The sequence below is a fragment of the Achromobacter sp. CSND-B12 genome, from assembly GCF_052906545.1.
The window spans coordinates 101,453-117,778 of sequence record NZ_JBREGJ010000001.1 but is presented as its reverse complement, the minus strand read 5'-3'; the positions used below and the strand labels follow the sequence as shown (position 1 = coordinate 117,778).

Here is a 16,326-nt window from a genome sequence, read left to right as displayed (position 1 = left end):
TTTTGTAGTCTTGTCGCTTCGGGGGCTGCTTTACGGCTGTGTTGCTTTGCAATGGCGCCGGTCAGTCGCGTAGCGCGACCTTGACCGGCAATCGTTGCAACGCCTCGCGCAGCTGCTCCTTCAGCGGCGCGGGGGCGGTGGCGTCGACCTCGACGGCGACGTCGGGCTGCGCGTCGGACAGCACGCGCAGCAGGGAACTGTCAGGCGGCAGGCCGGCCTGTACGAGCACGCGCTCCACCACGGCGCGCGCGGACACCGCCGTGGCCAGGCGGCGCAGATCGGGCTTGTAGATCTTGCCGACATTGGTCATGGGCATCTGCTCGAGCACGATCACGCGCTTGGGCCGCGCCGGCGCTTCGTCGACGTGGGCGGCGGCGTAGGCGACCAGCTCGGCTTCGGAGACCTCGGCATCGTCGGCCAGGGTCACGAAGGCGATCGGCAGTTCGCCCGCGTACGGATCGGGCGCGCCCACCGCGGCGCAGATGCGCACCGCCGGGTGCGAGGCCAGTGCATCCTCGATGGTCTTGGGATCGATGTTGTGGCCGCCGCGGATGATCAGATCCTTGGCGCGGCCCTGCAGGTGCAGGCGGCCCTCGCTGTCCAGGAAACCGACATCCCCGCTGATGAGCCAGCCGTCCTCGGTGAAGGCACGCGCCGTGTCCTCGGGGTCGAGAAAGCCGGGGATCACGTTGGGCGACTTGAACAGCAGCATGCCAGCCTGCCCGGGCGGCAGGTCGCGCGCCGGCTGCCCGGCGGGCGCGTCCAGGCCGACCACGCGCACCTGCACATAGGGCAGCGGAAAGCCCACGCAGTTGACCGGAAAGCGCGAGCCGGGCGGCGTGATCGAGGTGATGCCGGCCATCTCCGTCATGCCCAGACTTTCGTTCACGTGCAGGCCGAACAGGCGCTCGAAGCGCGCCGCCAGCTCCGCCGGCAACGGCGCGGCGCCGGTGCGGCAGTAGCGCAGCGACGAGATGTCGGCGCCGTCCAGCGGGATCTCAGCCAGCGCCGCCAGGATGGTCGGCACGCCCTGCAGCGAGGTGGCCCGGTGGCGCTCGACCAGCCGCCAGTAATTGCGCAGCACGTCGCGGTTGCGCAGCAGCAGCGTGGTCGGGATCACGGTCTGCACGCCGGCCGACAGCGCCGCCAGCGAGGCCGGCAGCACGCCCGCCACGTGGAACAGCGGATAGCCGTTGATGACCACGTCGCCGGGTCCCGCGCCCTGCAACTGCACCGCCGCCCAGGCCGTGAAGACCTGGTTGGCGTGGGTGTGGATGGCCAGCTTGGGCGCGCCGGTGGTGCCGCCGGTATGGAAGTAGGCGGCCACGTCGTCGGCCCGGATCACGCGGCCGCTGACCAGCCGGTCCGAAGGCTGGGCGGCGCGCGCGCTGTTGAAGTCGAGCGCGAAGTCGGGCAGCGCCGGGCGTTGCGACGGCGGCTCGTCGTGCGGCGCGACGCGCAGCAGCGTGCGCAATGTCGGCACCCGCTCGCGCAGGCGCAGGGCCTTGGACCAGGACTCGCATTCCGTGTCCGAGCCGTAGGCGATCAGCACCTTGGCGCCGGCGGTGGTCAGCAGCGAGGCTAGCTTGTCGTCGGTCAGCAGCGGGTTGAGCGGCTGCACGATGCCGGCGGCCTCGCCGCCCCACAGCGCCAGGTGGTATTCGAGGCAGCCCGGCAGCAGCACGCCGACGGCGTCCGTCGGGCCGAGCCCCAGGCTGTGCAGCAGGTTGGCCGTCTGGTGAATGCCGGCCAGCAGCTCGTCGTAGCGCCAACTGATGGCCGGCTCGTCGGGATCGGCGTTGCGCAGGAAGGTCAGCGCGGTGCGGTCGCCAAAGGCGGCGGCCGAGTTGCGGAAGATCTCGTAGGTGCTTTGCACCGTCAGCGTCTCGGCCAGCGGCCGGGCCGCCAGGCGGCGCACGTCGTCGATGGAACGCACCGGGAACGGCGCGGCGAAAGGCGGGGCGACGGGAGGGGCGGTGGGGGAGGCTATGGGGGCCTGCGTCATGATGCCGTCCTCGCCGCTCACGCCCGCCCCAGCGCGATGTAGCGCCGCAGGTGGTGGTCCTCGTCGCCGAGCTGGTGGTCGATCATGACCAGCCGCTTGGCGTAGTGCGCCAGGGGCAGCTCCCAGGTCATGCCGATGCCGCCGTGCAGCTGGATGCTTTCCTCGGCCACCAGCGTGCCGATGCGGCCGATGGTGTACTTGGCGGCCGACAGCGCCCGTTCGCGCGTGGCGCGGTCGGGGTGGTCGAGCGCGGCGGCGGCGTTGATGACCGCCGAGCGCGCCTGCTCGATCTCCAGCAGCACGTCGGCCATGCGGTGCTGCAGCGCCTGGAAGCTGCCGATCGGCACGCCGAACTGGCGCCGGGTGCGCAGGTATTCCAGCGTGGCGTCGCGGGCGCAGTCCATCGCGCCCACGGCCTCGGCGCACAGCGCCAGGATGCCGCGGCCAGTGGCGTGTTCCAGCAGCGCATGGCCGGCGCCGGCCTCGCCCAGCAGGCTGTCGGCGCCCAGCGCCACGTTCTCGAACGTGAGTTCCGCGGCGCGGCCGCCGTCGATCAGGTCGTAGCCGCGCGCCGTCACGCCCGGCGTGCCGGCGCTGACCAGGAACAGGCTGATGCCGGACTCGTCGTCGTCGGCGCCGCCGGTGCGCGCCGACACCAGGAACAGGTCGGCATGCTCGCCGCCCGTCACCACGGCCTTGGCGCCGTTCAGTGCCCAGCCGTCGCCGCTGCGCTCGGCGCGGGTGCGCACGTCGTTAAGGGCGTAGCCGGAGGTGGGCTCGGCCGCGGCCAGCGCAGCGGTGATGCCGCCCGCGATCAGGCCGTCCAGCGCCTCGCGCTGCGCCGGGCTGCCGGCGCGGGCGATGGCGCTGCCGACCATCAGCGCGTCCAGGAAGGGTTCCAGCACCAGGCCGCGGCCCAGCGCCTCGAACACCACGCTGATGTCAAAGCCCGCGCCGCCCAGCCCGCCGTGTTCCTCGGCGAACAGCGCGCCGATGGCGCCCAGTTCGGCATAGCGACGCCAGAATTCGGGGTTGTAGCCCTGCGCCATCCTGGCGTGGCGTTCGCGCGTGGCGAAATCGTATTGTTCGGCGACAAATCGGCGCAGCATGTCGGAAAGCATGCGCCGGTCTTCGGTGTGTTCAAAGTTCATGGCCGGCCTTTACAGTCCCAGGATCATCTTGGAGATGATGTTCTTCTGGATTTCGTTGGAGCCGCCGAAGATCGACAGCTTGCGGTTGTTGAAGTATTGCGCCGCGGCGCTGTCGGCGCCCTCCGGGCCGATGGGCGCGGCGTCGTAGCCGTCGTGCAGGGCCTCGGCCACGAACGGGCGGGCGTAGGGCCCCATGGCGCGGCGGTTCAGCGCGGTGATCTCCTGGCGGATCTGGGTGCCGCGGATCTTCAGCATCGAGCTTTCGGCGCCGGGCGCGCCGCCGCCGGCCACCGCCGCCACCACGCGCAGGTTGGTGGTGCGCATGTTGGCCAGCTCGATTTCGACCCGCGCCAGGCGCGCGGCGAAGTCGGGATCCTCGGCCAGCGGATGGCCGTTCTTCTTCTGACTGGCGGCCACCGTCTTCAGGCGCTGCAGCGCCGCGGTCGACTGGCCGACGCCGGCGATGTTGGTGCGCTCATAGGTCAGCAGGTATTTTGCGCAGGTCCAGCCGCGGTTTTCCTCGCCCACCAGGTTCTCGACCGGCACCCGCACGTCCGAGAAGAACACTTCGTTGACTTCGTGCTCGCCGTCCAGCGTGATGATGGGGCGCACCTGCACGCCCGGGCTGGCCATGTCGATCAGCAGGAAGCTGATGCCTTCCTGGCGCCGGCCCTCGTTCGAGGTGCGCACCAGGCAGAAGATCATGTTGGCGTACTGGCCCAGCGTGGTCCAGGTCTTCTGGCCGTTGACGACGTAGTGGTCGCCGTCGCGCACGGCGGTGGTCTTGACCGAGGCCAGGTCCGAGCCGGCGCCGGGCTCGGAATAGCCCTGGCACCACCAGTCCGAGCCGTCCAGGATGCGCGGCAGCCAGTAGCGCTTCTGCGCCTCGTTGCCGTACTTGATCAGCACCGGACCCAGCATGCTCAGGCCGAACGGCACGATGCGCGGCGCGCCGGCCAGCGCGCACTCGTTGTCGAAGATGAACTTCTGCGTGGTGCTCCAGCCGGTGCCGCCGTACTCCACCGGCCAGTGGCTGGCGAGCCAGCCCTGGCGGTTGAGGATGGCGTGCCACTCGACCATGTCGGCGCGCGCCAGCAGCTTGCCCTGCGCGACCTTGGCTGACAGCCGCGCCGGCAGGTTGGCGGCCAGGAAGGCGCGGACCTCGTCGCGGAAGGCGTTTTCTTCGGGGGTGAATTCCAGATCCATCGGGCGATTCCTCAGTAGATTTCGAACAGTCCGGCCGCGCCCATGCCGCCGCCCACGCACATGGTGACGACGGCGTAGCGCGCGCCGCGGCGGCGGCCTTCCAGCAGCACGTGGCCGGCCAGGCGGGCGCCGGTGACGCCGAACGGGTGGCCCAGCGCGATCGAGCCGCCATTCACGTTCAGGCGCTCCATCGGGATGCCCAGGCGTTCCTGGCAGTGCAGCGCCTGCGAGGCGAAGGCTTCGTTCAGTTCCCACAGGTCGATGTCCTCGACCTTCAGGCCGTGGCGCGCCAGCAGCTTGGGCACCGCGTAGACCGGGCCGATGCCCATTTCGTCGGGCTCGCAGCCGGCGATCGCCAGGCCGCGGAACGCGCCCAGCGGGCGGATGCCGGCGCGTTGCGCCTCGCCCGCTTCCATCAGCACGCAGGCGGCGGCGCCGTCCGACAGCTGCGAGGCGTTGCCGGCGGTCACGAACTGGTCCGGGCCGCGCACCGGCGCCAGCTTGGCCAGCGCCTCGTAGGTGGTGCCGGGCCGGTTGCAGGTGTCCTTGTCGACCGTGACCTCGCGTTCCGACACCGCGCCGGTGGCGCGGTCGGTGACGGCCATGGTGGTGGTGACGGCGATGATCTCCTCGCGATAGCGGCCGGCGGCCTGGGCGGCCTCGGTGCGCGCCTGGCTCTGCGCGGCAAAGCGGTCCTGCGCCTCGCGGCTGATGCCGTAGCGCGCGGCGACGATGTCGGCGGTCTCGATCATGGGCAGGTACAGCTGGGGCTTGTTCGCCACGATCCACGGGTCCATGCCGCTGACGCCGTCGTCGCGGGTGCGGATCTGCGACACCAGCTCGACGCCGCCGGCGATGACGGCGGGCGCGCCGTCCATGACGATGCGCGCCGCGGCCGAGGCGATGGCCTGCAGGCCCGAGGCGCAATAGCGGTTGACGGTGGCGCCGCCGATGCCGACCGGCATGCCGGCGCGGATCACCGCCTGGCGGCCGATGTTGCGGCCGGTGGCGCCTTCGGGGTAGCCGCAGCCGATGAAGGCATCCTCGATCAGGGCGGGGTCGATGCCGCTGCGCTCGACCGCGGCGCGCACCGCGTGGGCGGCCAGGGTCGGCCCGGCGATCAGGTTGAATTCGCCGCGCTGCGCCTTGGTGATGGGCGTGCGGGCGGTGGAGACGATGACGGCTTCTCGCATGTCGGTTTCCGTTGGGTGAATGGGGTCAGGCGGCCTGGTTCAGGCTGGCGAAATCGCGGCCGGATTCGGCCAGTTCCACCAGCAGTGGCGACGGCTTCCAGAACGCGGGGTCTTCCTTGGCAAAGGCGCGGATGTCGGCCAGCACGTTGGCCAGCCCGACGCGGTCGGCGTAATGCATCGGCCCGCCGCGATAACGCGGAAAGCCATAGCCCGACAGGAAAACCATGTCGATGTCCGAGGGCCGCAGCGCGATGCCCTGGTGCAGCACGTTGGCGGCCTCGTTGATCATGGCCGCCAGGTAGCGGCGCTGGATGTCCTCGGCGCTGAACGGGCGCGGCGTCACGCCCGCGCGTTGGCGCTCGGCGTCGATGATCGCCAGCACTTCCGGGTCGGGCGTGCCGTGGCGCGCGCCATCCGGATACAGGTAGAAGCCGCGGCCGGTCTTCTGGCCGAACCAGCCGCGCTCGCACAGACGGTCGGGAATCTGCACGTAGCGCAGCGCCGGGTCGCGGGTGGCGGCGCGGCGCTTGCGCGTGGCCCAGCCGATGTCGCCGCCGGCCAGGTCCACCATCTGGTACGGACCCATGGGATAGCCGAAGTCGCGCACCGCCGCGTCGATCTCGTAGGGCGAGGCGCCGTCCTCCATCATCATGTCGGCCGCCTGACGGTGCACCGCCAGGATGCGGTTGCCGATGAAGCCGTCGCAGACGCCGGCGCGCACCGGGATCTTGCGCAGGCGGCGCGCCAGCTCGAAGCCGGTGGCGACGGTGTCGGCGGCGGTCTGGCGGCCCACCACCACCTCCAGCAGCTTCATGATGTTGGCGGGCGAGAAGAAGTGCAGCCCCAGCACGTCGGCGGGGCCGCGCGTGGCCTGGGCGATGCGGTCCACGTCCAGGTACGAGGTGTTGGTGGCCAGCACCGCGCCCGGCTTGGCGACGCGGTCAAGCTGCGCGAACACCGCCAGCTTGACGTCCATGTCCTCGAACACGGCCTCGATGATCAGGTCGGCCTCGCCCAGCGCGGCATAGTCGGTGGCGCCGGTGAAGCGCGCCAGCCGGGCGGCGCGCTCGTCGGCCGTCATGCGGCCCTTGCCGACCAGCAGGTCGTAGACGTGTTCGACCCGCTGGCGGCCACGCGCCAGCGCGGCCTCGTCCTGTTCCACCATGACCACCGGCAGGCCCGCGTCCAGCACCGCCACGGCGATGCCCGCGCCCATGGTGCCGCCGCCGATCACGCCGACGCTGTCGAGCCGGCGCGGCTTGGCCTGCTTCAATTCAGGGATCTTGGCGGTCTCGCGTTCGGCGAAGAAGGCGTGGATCAGGCCGGCGCGCTGCGGGCTGTCCAGGCATTGCAGGAACAGCGCGCGCTCGGCGCGCAGGCCCTCGTCGAAAGGCTGTTCGACGGCGGCGCGCACGGCGTCCAGGATCTTCGCGGGCGAGAACAGGCCGCGTGTGCTGGCGGCGATGCGCTGGCCGGCGGCGTCGATCGCGGCCAGGGACGCGGCCTTGTCGGCCAAAGCCTGGCCGTCGCGGCTGCGGCGCGGCGGGGCGTTTTGCGCCAGCAGGCGGCGGGCGTAGTCCAGGCCGGCGGCCAGCGGATCCGTGCCGGCCGCCAGTTCATCGGCCAGCCCGGCCGCGACGGCGGCCTGCGCCGTCATCGGCTTGCCCGACAGCATCAGGTCCAGTGCCGCGGCGGCGCCGATCAGGCGCGGCGTGCGCTGCGTGCCGCCGGCGCCGGGCAGCAGGCCCAGCGTCACTTCGGGCAGGCCCAGCTTGGCGCCGGGCAGCGCCACGCGGTAATGCGCCGCCAGCGCCACTTCCAGGCCGCCGCCCAGTGCGGCGCCATGCAGCGCGGCCACCACCGGCTTGGCGCAGGCTTCGATCTGGTTGCAGACGTCGGGCAGGGCGGGCGGACGCGGCGGCTTGCCGAATTCGCGGATGTCGGCGCCGGCGATGAAGTTGTTGCCGGCGCCGGTCAGCAGCACGGCGCGCACCTGCGGGTCGCGCTGAGCCTGGTCGATGGCGCGCGCCAGGCCGGCGCGCACATCGGCGCTCAGGGCATTGACGGGGGGATGATCGATGGTGACGACGAGTACGTCGCCGTCGCGGCGCGCGTGGACGGCGCCGGCGGGTGCGCTGGCTGTCATGGGACAGTGTCTCCGGTAGGGTCGCCGCCCGCGCCGGCCAGGCCGGCACGGCGGCATCGCAGAGCGGGGCTCTGGCGAGGCCGGCGCGTCCCGGGGCGGACGCGGCGCAGTCGCGGCGCCTGGCGGGCCAGGAACGGCCCGTCTTGTAGCCGTCTATTCTTTCCCAGCAAAGAAGTCTTGACAATGCCATCAAGAATTGACATTGACGATAAAAAAAATTGACAATCGGCTGCGGGCGCCGCGTTGCAATGAAGGAATGCCGGCCGCCCCTGGAGACTCGACATGGACACGAAAGCGCTGACCCTGCTGGTGGAGATCCTGGACGCCGGCAACCTGAGCGAAGCCGCGCGCCGCCTGAAGATGACGCGGGCCAACGTCAGCTATCACCTGACCCAGCTGGAGCGCGCCGTCGGCATGCAACTGCTGCGGCGCACCACGCGCCACGTCGAGCCCACCGAAATCGGACTCAAGCTGTACCAGCATGGCCGCAGCATCCAGGACGAGCTGGCGGCCGCGCGCGAAGCGGTCGAGACCCTGGGCAAGACGCCGCAGGGCAAGGTGCGGCTCAGCGTGCCCAGCGGCTATGGCCAGTTCGTGATGACGCCGTGGCTGCTGGAATTCAAGCGCGCCTATCCCGACATCGTGTTGGACGTGCTGTTCGAGAACAGCGTCGACGACCTGCTGCGCGACGAGGTCGACATCGCCGTGCGCATCATGTCCGAGCCGCCGCACAATCTGGTGGCGCGCGAACTGGGCCAGGTGCGTTACGTGGCCTGCGCCTCGCCCGCCTTCGTGCGCGAACGCGGCCTGCCTGACAAGCCGGCCGAGCTGGCGCGACTGCCCGTCATCAGCGCCGCCGTCATCGGCCGGCCGCTGCGGTTGTCGGCGTACTACGGCGGCCAGCCGCGCCAGCACGTGGTGCTGGAACCCACCATCATCTCGCGCAACTACGCCTTCCTGCGCGACGCCATGCTGGCCGGGCTGGGCATCGGCGTGGTGCCGGACTACGTGGTGCACGACGACATCGCGCGCGGCGATTTGATCGCCGCCTTGCCGCATTGGCGACTCAGCATCTTTGGCCGTGCGATGTACATGCTGTATATGCCCAACCGCCACCATCCGCGCGCCATCGCGATGATGATCGAGTTCATCCAGCAGCGTGCCCAGGCCGCGCATGAAGGGCGGCCCGGACTGCTGGGCGCGGCATAGGTCCGGCCCGCTGGCTATCATCGGCGTCCCCGTCCCAGGATGCCGCCATGTCGGACGCCGATTGGAGTTTTCTCGCATCCGCCCGGCGCCATGGGGGGCATCACCCTCCGCGCGAAAGTTTGACAAAAAGAAACATAATGATAAAAATGCCGACCATTCCCGCGCGCCGTCCTGGCGGGAAGCCTCGGACCAGGGACGGGCGGCGTTGACCGCCGCCTGATCGCCACGCCGGGGCAGGCGTTGTTCCGATCCATTGCGGGCCTTTTCTTGCGGAGCAAGTATGGCTTTCGTGTTCATGCGCCGGCGTGGGGCCGGCCTGCGGCGGCGGCAACGCGCCGCCTTGCGGTGGGGCATGTTGGGACTGGCGGGCCTGTTGGCGGGATGCGCCGGCGGCGAGCCGCGCATCGGCGATGCCTACACCGTGCATACCCCGATCTACGCGGACAACCGCATCTTCTATCTCAAGCCCGGCAGCAACGAGCGCGCCCGCGTGCTGGAGCAGACCGGCGCGCCGGCCACCACGCAGGACGAGCGCCAACTGGCGGTGCCGGCCAACGCGCCGCTGTCGATCATGATGCGCTCGGTCGAGATCCCGGCGCTCAAGGACGCCGCAGGCAGGAAAACCGCCGGCATCGACGGCCCGGCCGACTACGTGGTGATCCTGGACGTCGCGGCCCGCGACGACGGCAGCAACCAGTCCATCGTGGTCTGGTACCAGCGCGGCGTGCAGCCGGACCAGTCCCTGAACTTCTCGAACCTGCTGGTCTACTACGTGCAGCGCTGGGACGAGCGCGTGGCGCCGTCGTTCCGCCTGCGCGTGATGGACGTCACCACCGAGCGCAACGCCGAGACGCTGCGTGCCCTGCAACGCGCGCAGGGCGTGGCCAACGGCGCCGCCAGCCTGGCCAACAATCCGCTGGTATCGCCGTTGGTGGGCGTGGCCTTCACCGCCGCCGAACTGGTGCTGGCGAACCAGCGCAACCGCATGGTGCTGGACTACAGCGTGCAGCTCTATTCGCAGTCGGCGGTGAGCCAGGCGGCCGGATCCAACCTGGGGCTGCTCAAGCAGGGCACCTACGTGGTGGTGGGACGGCCCGAGGGCGACTCCCGCGCATTCTGGGACAAATCGCTGGTCTACAACACGCGCACCAACCAGGTGTTCGATGGGGCGACGCCGCTGAACGTGCCGACGGCGCTGGTGTCGGTCGGCACCTTCGAAAGCATCGTGCCCAAGTCGGTGCTGGAAAAGTCGGTGGCCCTGACCTCGCTACTGGGCAAGGTCGGCACCAGCGCTTCGATCGAGCAGGTCAGCGACGCGCAAGAGCGGCTGCAGGCGGCGTTGACGGCGTACACGCTGGGCGAGCGGCTGGCGCGCTATCGGGATGAACAGACGCTGACCGAGATTTCCGAGAAACTGAATGACGAGGAGTTTCCCAAGGCGCTTGGCAGCGAGGAAGCGTTTCTGTTGCTGCGCGGCCTGAATGCCTGCTACCGGCTGCAACCGCCGCTGGCGGACCTGGACGCGTTCCTGACCCACTACGCCACCCCGGGGGGCAAGAAATGCGCCGCGCGATCCTAGCATTGCGACACACGGAGGGCGGCGGCATGCTGCGCTTGCTGCCTCGCTGGCTGTTGCCGGCGCTGGCCGCGGTGCTGTTCGGGGGCTGTGCCTCCTCTCCCGGTCCGGCCCGCAACCCGGCGGCGGCGCCCGCCGGCGGCAATGATGTCATGTCGATGCCGGCCCCGCCCCCCGCCGATCTGGCGGTGCCGTGGTCCTTTCCCGTCGCGTCCCTGCCGAGGCTGTTTTCGCACCGCGTGATGGTGCCGCCGCTGCAATTGACGCAGATCGACCTGGGCGCGAAGACGCCGACACTGCAGGCGGCCATGCGCCGCTTCGCCGAAGCCGCGCCAGCCGCGCTGGCGCAACGCGGCCTGTTCGATGCGCACAGCTACCTGGAACCGAACGAAGGCTGGCTGACCTTGATCGCCAGTTCGCAGGGCGTCGACTGGGTGTTCGGGGTGCAGTTCACGGTGGACGGCGGCGGCCGCACCCTGACGCTGCGCCTGCGCACCGCGGGCGCCGCCAATATCGGCAATCCCCAGGCGAAGAAAATGGACCAACACATCGGCACACTGGTGACCCTGGTGCCGGCCCTGTTCGCCGATTGACAGGCGCCACGCCGGGGCCTCTGGTATAAGGTCGAGGGTCCCGCCATCACGGCGGACCCCTCGACCCATCGAAAGGGAATCGCCCGTGCCGCAACCGCTGACCGCCCGACGCCTGCTTGCCCTGGCCGCGACGCAATTCACCCGGCAGGTTCCCGGCCTGCTCGCCGCCGCGCCGCTGGCTTTCGTGCTGTTCGCGCTGTCGCTGCCGGGGGCGCTGCTGCTGGGCCAGCTCGACGGCCGTCTCGATGGCTGGTTCATGCTGGCCGGCGCCATCAACCTGCTGGCGCTGGCCCGCCTGGCGCTGGCCTGGCAGCGCCGGCTGGCCCGGGCCTCCGACATCAAGCCGGCCGCCGCGTTGGGGCGCATCGATGGCGCGTATGTGCGGGTGCTGGCGCTGCTGGTGCTGGCCTGCTGCGCCATCGCGGCCCTGAAAGCGGTGAGCCTGACGCTGGGGCTGGCCCTTTACTTCAAGCTGCCGGGCGTCTCCAGCACCGTGTTCCTTGCCATCGCGCTGGTGGCATGGCTGGCGCTGTGGCTGCCGGTGATGTATTGGCTGGGGGCGTGGTCCCTGAGCCTGCCGCGGGCCGCGCTGACCGATCGGTATGGCCTGGCCCGCTCGCGCCAGGCGCTGCGTGGCCGGGTCTGGCCGTTCGCGGGGCTCCTGCTGTTGCTGACCGGCATCACCGAGGTGACGGGCGTGGCGCTGCGCAAATCGGTGCTGCTGCGTTGGCCGCAGGCGATTGCGACGGCGGGCGGCGGCCTGGTGATCACGCTGGTTCTGGTCCTGTTCTTCGCCATCCTGTGCGGCACGGCGTACCGCGAGCGCGCCGAGGCCTGAGCGGGCGCCAGGGCGCCGCCCGACAAGATCAACGCAACATCGGCAGGCTGCCCGTCAGGGCATTGACCCAGCGCCGCGGGCCGGCCAGGCCCACGCCCAGCAGGGGCTGGTCGCGATGCGAAGTCTGGCGATGCCGGGCCCAGTATTCGGCGGCCTCGTGGATCTCGCGCGCATAGGCCGGAAACAGCGTCATGCCGGCGTCGCCCGGCATGGGCAGGGACAGCCGCTCGCGCAGTTGCGCCATGCGCGCTTCGTCGGCCGTCAGCACGATGATGGGCAGGTGCGAGATCGCCGACGACAGCATGCCATCGGCATCGCGCAGGGCTTGGCCGGCCCAGTTGGGCTGCCGCGCCACCAGTCCGGCCGCCAGGCAGGCCGCGGCGTTGGCGGCCTGGCCGGCGCCCAGGCCCGCCGCCAGCACGATCACGACTTTTTCCGGCACGGCGGCGGCAAGAGGGGCGGACGGTTCGGGCATGGCGGACTCCTGGACAAAAGGCGTTATCGTCCACCGTGCCGCGGACGCCGTCTTGAACGCCTGTGAACGCGGGCGACGACTCGCGCTACCGTTGCCGCGCCAGGGCGCTGGCGCCGGCGTACACCGCCGCCGCGCCCAGTTCGCGCTCGATGCGCAGCAGGCGGTTGTACTTGGCGGTGCGGTCGGCGCGCGACAGCGAGCCGGTCTTGATCATGCCGCAATTGGCCGCCACCGCCAGGTCGGCGATGCTGGTGTCCTCGGTTTCGCCGGAACGGTGCGACATGACCACGCCGTAGCCGGCGCGCCGCGCCAGCGCCAGCACCCGCCAGGTTTCGCTGAGCGTGCCGATCTGGTTGATCTTGACCAGGATGGCGTTGCCGATGCCCTGTTCGATGCCGGCCTGGAACAACCGCGGATTGGTGCAGAACACGTCGTCGCCCACCAACTGGCAGGCGCCGCCCAACGTCGCGCCCAGCACCTTCCAGCCGACCGCGTCGTCTTCGGCCATGCCGTCCTCGATCGACACGATGGGGTAGTCGCGCGCCAGGCCGGCCAGGTATTGCACCTGCTGCTCGGCCGTGCGCAGCAGGTTCTCGCCCTGATAGCGGTAGCCGTCGGCGCCGTGGAATTCGCTGGCGGCTGGATCCAGCGCCAGCGCGACGTCGACGCCCGGACGCAGTCCGGCGCGTTCGATCGCCGCCATGATGAAGTCCAGCGCCTCGGGCGCGTTGCGCAGCGTCGGCGCGAAGCCGCCTTCGTCGCCGACGTTGACGCTGTGGCCCGCGGCCTTGAGCGCGTGGCGCAGGGTGTGGAACACCTCCGCGCCCATGCGCAGCGCTTCGCGGAAGCTGTCCGCGCCCACCGGCAGGATCATGAACTCCTGGAAGTCGAGCGGATTGTCGGCATGCGCGCCACCGTTGATGATGTTGATCATCGGCACCGGCAGTGTCTGGGCCTGCACCCCGCCCACGTGGCGCCATAGCGGCAGGCCCTGGCTGGCGGCCGCGGCGTGCGCCACCGCGAGCGATACGCCGAGCAGCGCGTTGGCGCCCAGCCGGCTTTTGTCGGGCGTGCCGTCCAGCTCGATCATGGCCTGGTCGATGCGGGCCTGTTGGTCGGCCGGCAGGCCCAGCAGCGCCGCGCGCAGTTCGCCGTTGACCGCGCCGACGGCGCCGAGCACGCCCTTGCCGAGGTAGCGGGCGCCGTCGCCGTCGCGCCGTTCCAGCGCCTCGCGCTTGCCGGTGGAGGCGCCCGAGGGCACCAGCGCCAGGCCGCGGGCGCCATCGTCCAGGCGGACCTCGACTTCGACGGTGGGATTGCCGCGGCTGTCCAGCGCTTCGTGGGCGGCGAGATGGGTGATGTGCATGGGAGGCTCCGGAATGTCAGGAAAATGGTCAGATAATTCAAGCAAGGGCCCGGCTCGGGAGAGGCGCTGGGTCGAATCCGTCCACCGTCTCATCGCGGACGACCAGGCCCGGAAAGCTACGGTGAATGTTCGATGACGACGCCGCCATGCTAAAAACGGAGTCACGATCCGACAATGCAGTTTTTCTGCGGATATGTCAGTTTTCCTGACGAATGAACCTGATGCGCCAATTGCCACCCTTGTCCGCCGTCCGCGCCTTCGAAGCCGTCGCCCGCAGCGGCTCGGTCACGCGCGCCGCCGAGGAACTCTGCCGTAGCCACGGCGCCGTCAGCCGCCACTTGCGCCTGTTGCAGGAACACGCCGGCGCGGCGTTGTTCGAGAAGGACGGCACCGGCCTGCGCCTGACGCCCGCCGGCGCCACCTTCTACACGTCGGTGCGCGCCGCCTTCGACCAGCTGGAAAACGCCTACGAGCGGCTGGCGCGCGAAGCGCAGGCGCCGGGGCTGCACGTGGCCTGCAGCGCCACCTTCGCCATGCGCTGGCTGGTGCCGCAACTGGCCGTGTTCTACCGCAGGCATCCCGAGATCCGCATCCGCCTGTCGATGACCTCGGCGCGCGAGATGCGCAACGAGGGCGCCGACCTGATCCTGGCCTGGGACCTGTCCGGCTATGCCGAGGCCGACCGGGCCCGGGCGCTGGCGTTGGCCCCCGTGCATTTCGGCGCGGTCTGCACGCCGGCCTATGCGCGCCGCAAGCCCGCCACGCGCGCCCGCATCGCGCATGAATACACCGCCAGCGCCTGGAACCAATGGGAGGCCATCACCGGGCAACCGGCGGCGCGGGGCGACACGCTGGCGTTCCCGCACACCCACCTGTGCATCGAGGCGGCCTTGTCGGGCCTGGGCGTGGCGCTGGTCGAGCGGCGCCTGATCGCGCGTGAACTGCACGACGGCCTGCTGGTGGCGCCCCATGGCTTCGTGCCTTTCGAAGGCGGCCTGCGCGCGGTGCCGGCCGCCGGCCGCGCGCGCACCGCCCACGCCGACGCCTTCATCGCCTGGCTGCGCGGCGCGCTGGCCGAGGCCGGCGACTGAGGCAGCGACGCAACGGGCTTGGTATGCTGGACGCGCATTCCCGCCGGAGACCCCATGACCGATACGCCGCAGTCCGCCAGTCCGTCCGCCAAGGCGTTCGTCACGCGCTCGGCGCTGGCCTCGCAGGCGCGCCGCGCGCAGCTGCGGCGCATGAAGATCGCCGCGCTGGCCCTGCTGGTGGCCATGATCAGCGGTTTCATCACCAGTCATCTGATGGGCGGGCAGGGCGCCTGGGCCTGGGTACGGGCTTTCTGCGAGGCCGCCACGGTTGGGGCGCTGGCGGACTGGTTCGCGGTGGTGGCGCTGTTTCGCCGGCCGATGGGGCTGCCCATTCCGCATACCGCCATCATCCCCAGCAACAAGGATCGCATCGGCGACAACCTGGCGGTGTTCGTGCGCGACCACTTCCTCGATCCGGACACCTTGATGGACAAGCTGCGCGGCTTCGACCCGGCCGCGCGCCTGTCGCGCTGGCTGGCGCGGCCGAAGCAGGCGCATGCGCTCAGCGACGGCGCGCGGCGGGTGGCGTTGCAGACGCTCGACCTGTTGGACGACCACGCCGTGCGCGGGGTGATCCAGGAATTCGTGGTGAAGAACCTGCGGCGCTGGGACGCGGCCGGCACCGCTGGCGAGGTGCTGGGCCTGCTGACCCGCGACGGCCGCCACCAGGAATTGCTGGACGCCGCCATGGAGCGGCTGGGCGGCTACCTGGGCGACGAGGACGTCAAAGAGCGCGCTTCGGCGCTGCTGGTCAAGTTCGCGCGCAAGGAATGGCCGCGCATCATCAAGGCGGTGGACGTCATCGCCTCGGTCGAGGGCATCGCCGACAACCTGGCCGACCGGCTGGCGCGCGCGCTGGTGCAGGAACTGCGCGACGTGCTGTCGGAGCCCGACCATCCGGTGCGGCGCGACTACGAGGCCTGGGTGCTGGACTACATCGCGCGCCTGCGCACCGACCCGGCGCTGGCCGCCCAGGTGGAAGCCATGAAGCAGCGCGCCATCGACCACCCCAAGGTGCAGGAATACGTGCAGGGCCTGTGGGACGACATCCACGCCGCGCTGCGGCGCGACCTGAGCGACGAGCATTCGGCGCTGGCCGCGCACCTGGAAAGCGCCTTGCTGGCGCTGGCGCGCAAGCTGGGCGAAGACGCGGACCTGCGCGAGGCCGTCAACAGCCATGTGCTGGGCGCGGCGCGGCGCCTGACCGGACGGCTGCGCATCGGTGTCACCGAGCACATTTCGCGCACCGTCAAGCTGTGGGACGAGCGCCATCTGGTCGACGAACTGGAGCTGAGCGTGGGGCGCGACCTGCAATACATCCGCTTCAACGGCACGCTGGTGGGCGGCCTGATCGGCGTGCTGCTGCACGCGGCGGTGCTGCTGGCGACGGGCTAGTCATGCCGAGGCGGTCAAACATCGCGGATTTGCGGACGTATCCGATGTATCAGGAACCAAGATTGCTGGCGAAGCGCCGTGG

Annotated in this window: 13 protein-coding genes; 6 read left to right on the top strand and 7 right to left on the bottom strand. The window is 70.6% G+C overall.

The window, feature by feature from the left end:
• Positions 1-61: 61 nt before the first annotated feature.
• Genes ACUTAG_RS00535 through ACUTAG_RS00515 form a run of 5 tightly spaced genes read right to left on the bottom strand, consistent with a single transcriptional unit; the run spans position 62 to position 7,701 of the window.
• Positions 62-2,005: an acyl-CoA synthetase gene (locus ACUTAG_RS00535; protein WP_148318693.1), complete on the bottom strand. Its 1,944-nt coding sequence runs from the start codon at positions 2,003-2,005 to the stop codon at positions 62-64.
• Positions 2,006-2,022: 17 nt separating this feature from the next.
• Entirely contained in the window at positions 2,023-3,156 is a 1,134-nt protein-coding gene (locus ACUTAG_RS00530; RefSeq protein WP_054515047.1) for an acyl-CoA dehydrogenase family protein, read from the bottom strand.
• A 9-nt stretch (positions 3,157-3,165) separates the two neighbouring features.
• On the bottom strand, positions 3,166-4,362 hold the full coding sequence (locus ACUTAG_RS00525) for an acyl-CoA dehydrogenase family protein (protein ID WP_148318695.1): 1,197 nt from the start codon (positions 4,360-4,362) through the stop codon (positions 3,166-3,168).
• Between the two features lie 11 nt (positions 4,363-4,373).
• Entirely contained in the window at positions 4,374-5,555 is a 1,182-nt protein-coding gene (locus tag ACUTAG_RS00520; RefSeq protein WP_148318697.1) for an acetyl-CoA C-acyltransferase, read from the bottom strand.
• Between the two features lie 25 nt (positions 5,556-5,580).
• Positions 5,581-7,701 carry a 3-hydroxyacyl-CoA dehydrogenase NAD-binding domain-containing protein gene (locus ACUTAG_RS00515; protein WP_148318699.1) on the bottom strand — a complete coding sequence of 707 codons (2,121 nt, stop codon included), beginning with the start codon at positions 7,699-7,701 and terminating at the stop codon, positions 5,581-5,583.
• A gap of 282 nt (positions 7,702-7,983) precedes the next feature.
• Between ACUTAG_RS00515 and ACUTAG_RS00510 the strand changes: the two genes are divergently transcribed.
• From ACUTAG_RS00510 to ACUTAG_RS00495, 4 genes are all read left to right on the top strand, one after another.
• Positions 7,984-8,910 carry a LysR family transcriptional regulator gene (locus ACUTAG_RS00510; protein ID WP_020928059.1) on the top strand — a complete coding sequence of 309 codons (927 nt, stop codon included), beginning with the start codon at positions 7,984-7,986 and terminating at the stop codon, positions 8,908-8,910.
• A gap of 280 nt (positions 8,911-9,190) precedes the next feature.
• Positions 9,191-10,489 carry a hypothetical protein gene (locus ACUTAG_RS00505; RefSeq protein ID WP_020928058.1) on the top strand — a complete coding sequence of 433 codons (1,299 nt, stop codon included), beginning with the start codon at positions 9,191-9,193 and terminating at the stop codon, positions 10,487-10,489.
• Between the two features lie 26 nt (positions 10,490-10,515).
• Positions 10,516-11,079, top strand: coding sequence for a hypothetical protein (locus tag ACUTAG_RS00500; protein ID WP_035181746.1), 564 nt, complete (start codon positions 10,516-10,518; stop codon positions 11,077-11,079).
• Between the two features lie 85 nt (positions 11,080-11,164).
• Positions 11,165-11,917: a hypothetical protein gene (locus ACUTAG_RS00495; protein WP_446649930.1), complete on the top strand. Its 753-nt coding sequence runs from the start codon at positions 11,165-11,167 to the stop codon at positions 11,915-11,917.
• A gap of 28 nt (positions 11,918-11,945) precedes the next feature.
• Here ACUTAG_RS00495 and ACUTAG_RS00490 read toward each other — a convergent pair whose 3' ends face one another.
• Together ACUTAG_RS00490 and eno are read right to left on the bottom strand one after the other, a co-directional pair.
• Entirely contained in the window at positions 11,946-12,392 is a 447-nt protein-coding gene (locus ACUTAG_RS00490; RefSeq protein ID WP_024069134.1) for a DUF2000 family protein, read from the bottom strand.
• 85 nt (positions 12,393-12,477) lie between these two features.
• Positions 12,478-13,758: a phosphopyruvate hydratase gene (gene eno / locus ACUTAG_RS00485; protein WP_020928054.1), complete on the bottom strand. Its 1,281-nt coding sequence runs from the start codon at positions 13,756-13,758 to the stop codon at positions 12,478-12,480.
• Between the two features lie 221 nt (positions 13,759-13,979).
• On the opposite strand from eno, the gene ACUTAG_RS00480 reads away from it, so the two are divergent.
• The gene (locus ACUTAG_RS00480; protein WP_047991631.1) at positions 13,980-14,849 is read left to right on the top strand and encodes a LysR substrate-binding domain-containing protein; all 870 of its coding nucleotides are present in this window, start codon (positions 13,980-13,982) and stop codon (positions 14,847-14,849) included.
• A gap of 150 nt (positions 14,850-14,999) precedes the next feature.
• The gene (locus ACUTAG_RS00475; protein WP_109433421.1) at positions 15,000-16,244 is read left to right on the top strand and encodes a DUF445 domain-containing protein; all 1,245 of its coding nucleotides are present in this window, start codon (positions 15,000-15,002) and stop codon (positions 16,242-16,244) included.
• Positions 16,245-16,326 lie beyond the last annotated feature (82 nt).

Coding starts and splice junctions, on each gene's coding strand:
- ACUTAG_RS00500 (WP_035181746.1), top strand. CDS start 10,516: ATGCTGCGCTTGCTGCCTCGCTGGCTGTTGCCGGCGCTGGCCGCGGTG.
- ACUTAG_RS00510 (WP_020928059.1), top strand. CDS start 7,984: ATGGACACGAAAGCGCTGACCCTGCTGGTGGAGATCCTGGACGCCGGC.
- ACUTAG_RS00515 (WP_148318699.1), bottom strand. CDS start 7,701: ATGACAGCCAGCGCACCCGCCGGCGCCGTCCACGCGCGCCGCGACGGC.
- ACUTAG_RS00475 (WP_109433421.1), top strand. CDS start 15,000: ATGAAGATCGCCGCGCTGGCCCTGCTGGTGGCCATGATCAGCGGTTTC.
- ACUTAG_RS00505 (WP_020928058.1), top strand. CDS start 9,191: ATGGCTTTCGTGTTCATGCGCCGGCGTGGGGCCGGCCTGCGGCGGCGG.
- ACUTAG_RS00535 (WP_148318693.1), bottom strand. CDS start 2,005: ATGACGCAGGCCCCCATAGCCTCCCCCACCGCCCCTCCCGTCGCCCCG.
- ACUTAG_RS00530 (WP_054515047.1), bottom strand. CDS start 3,156: ATGAACTTTGAACACACCGAAGACCGGCGCATGCTTTCCGACATGCTG.
- ACUTAG_RS00490 (WP_024069134.1), bottom strand. CDS start 12,392: ATGCCCGAACCGTCCGCCCCTCTTGCCGCCGCCGTGCCGGAAAAAGTC.
- ACUTAG_RS00525 (WP_148318695.1), bottom strand. CDS start 4,362: ATGGATCTGGAATTCACCCCCGAAGAAAACGCCTTCCGCGACGAGGTC.
- ACUTAG_RS00480 (WP_047991631.1), top strand. CDS start 13,980: ATGCGCCAATTGCCACCCTTGTCCGCCGTCCGCGCCTTCGAAGCCGTC.
- eno (WP_020928054.1), bottom strand. CDS start 13,758: ATGCACATCACCCATCTCGCCGCCCACGAAGCGCTGGACAGCCGCGGC.
- ACUTAG_RS00520 (WP_148318697.1), bottom strand. CDS start 5,555: ATGCGAGAAGCCGTCATCGTCTCCACCGCCCGCACGCCCATCACCAAG.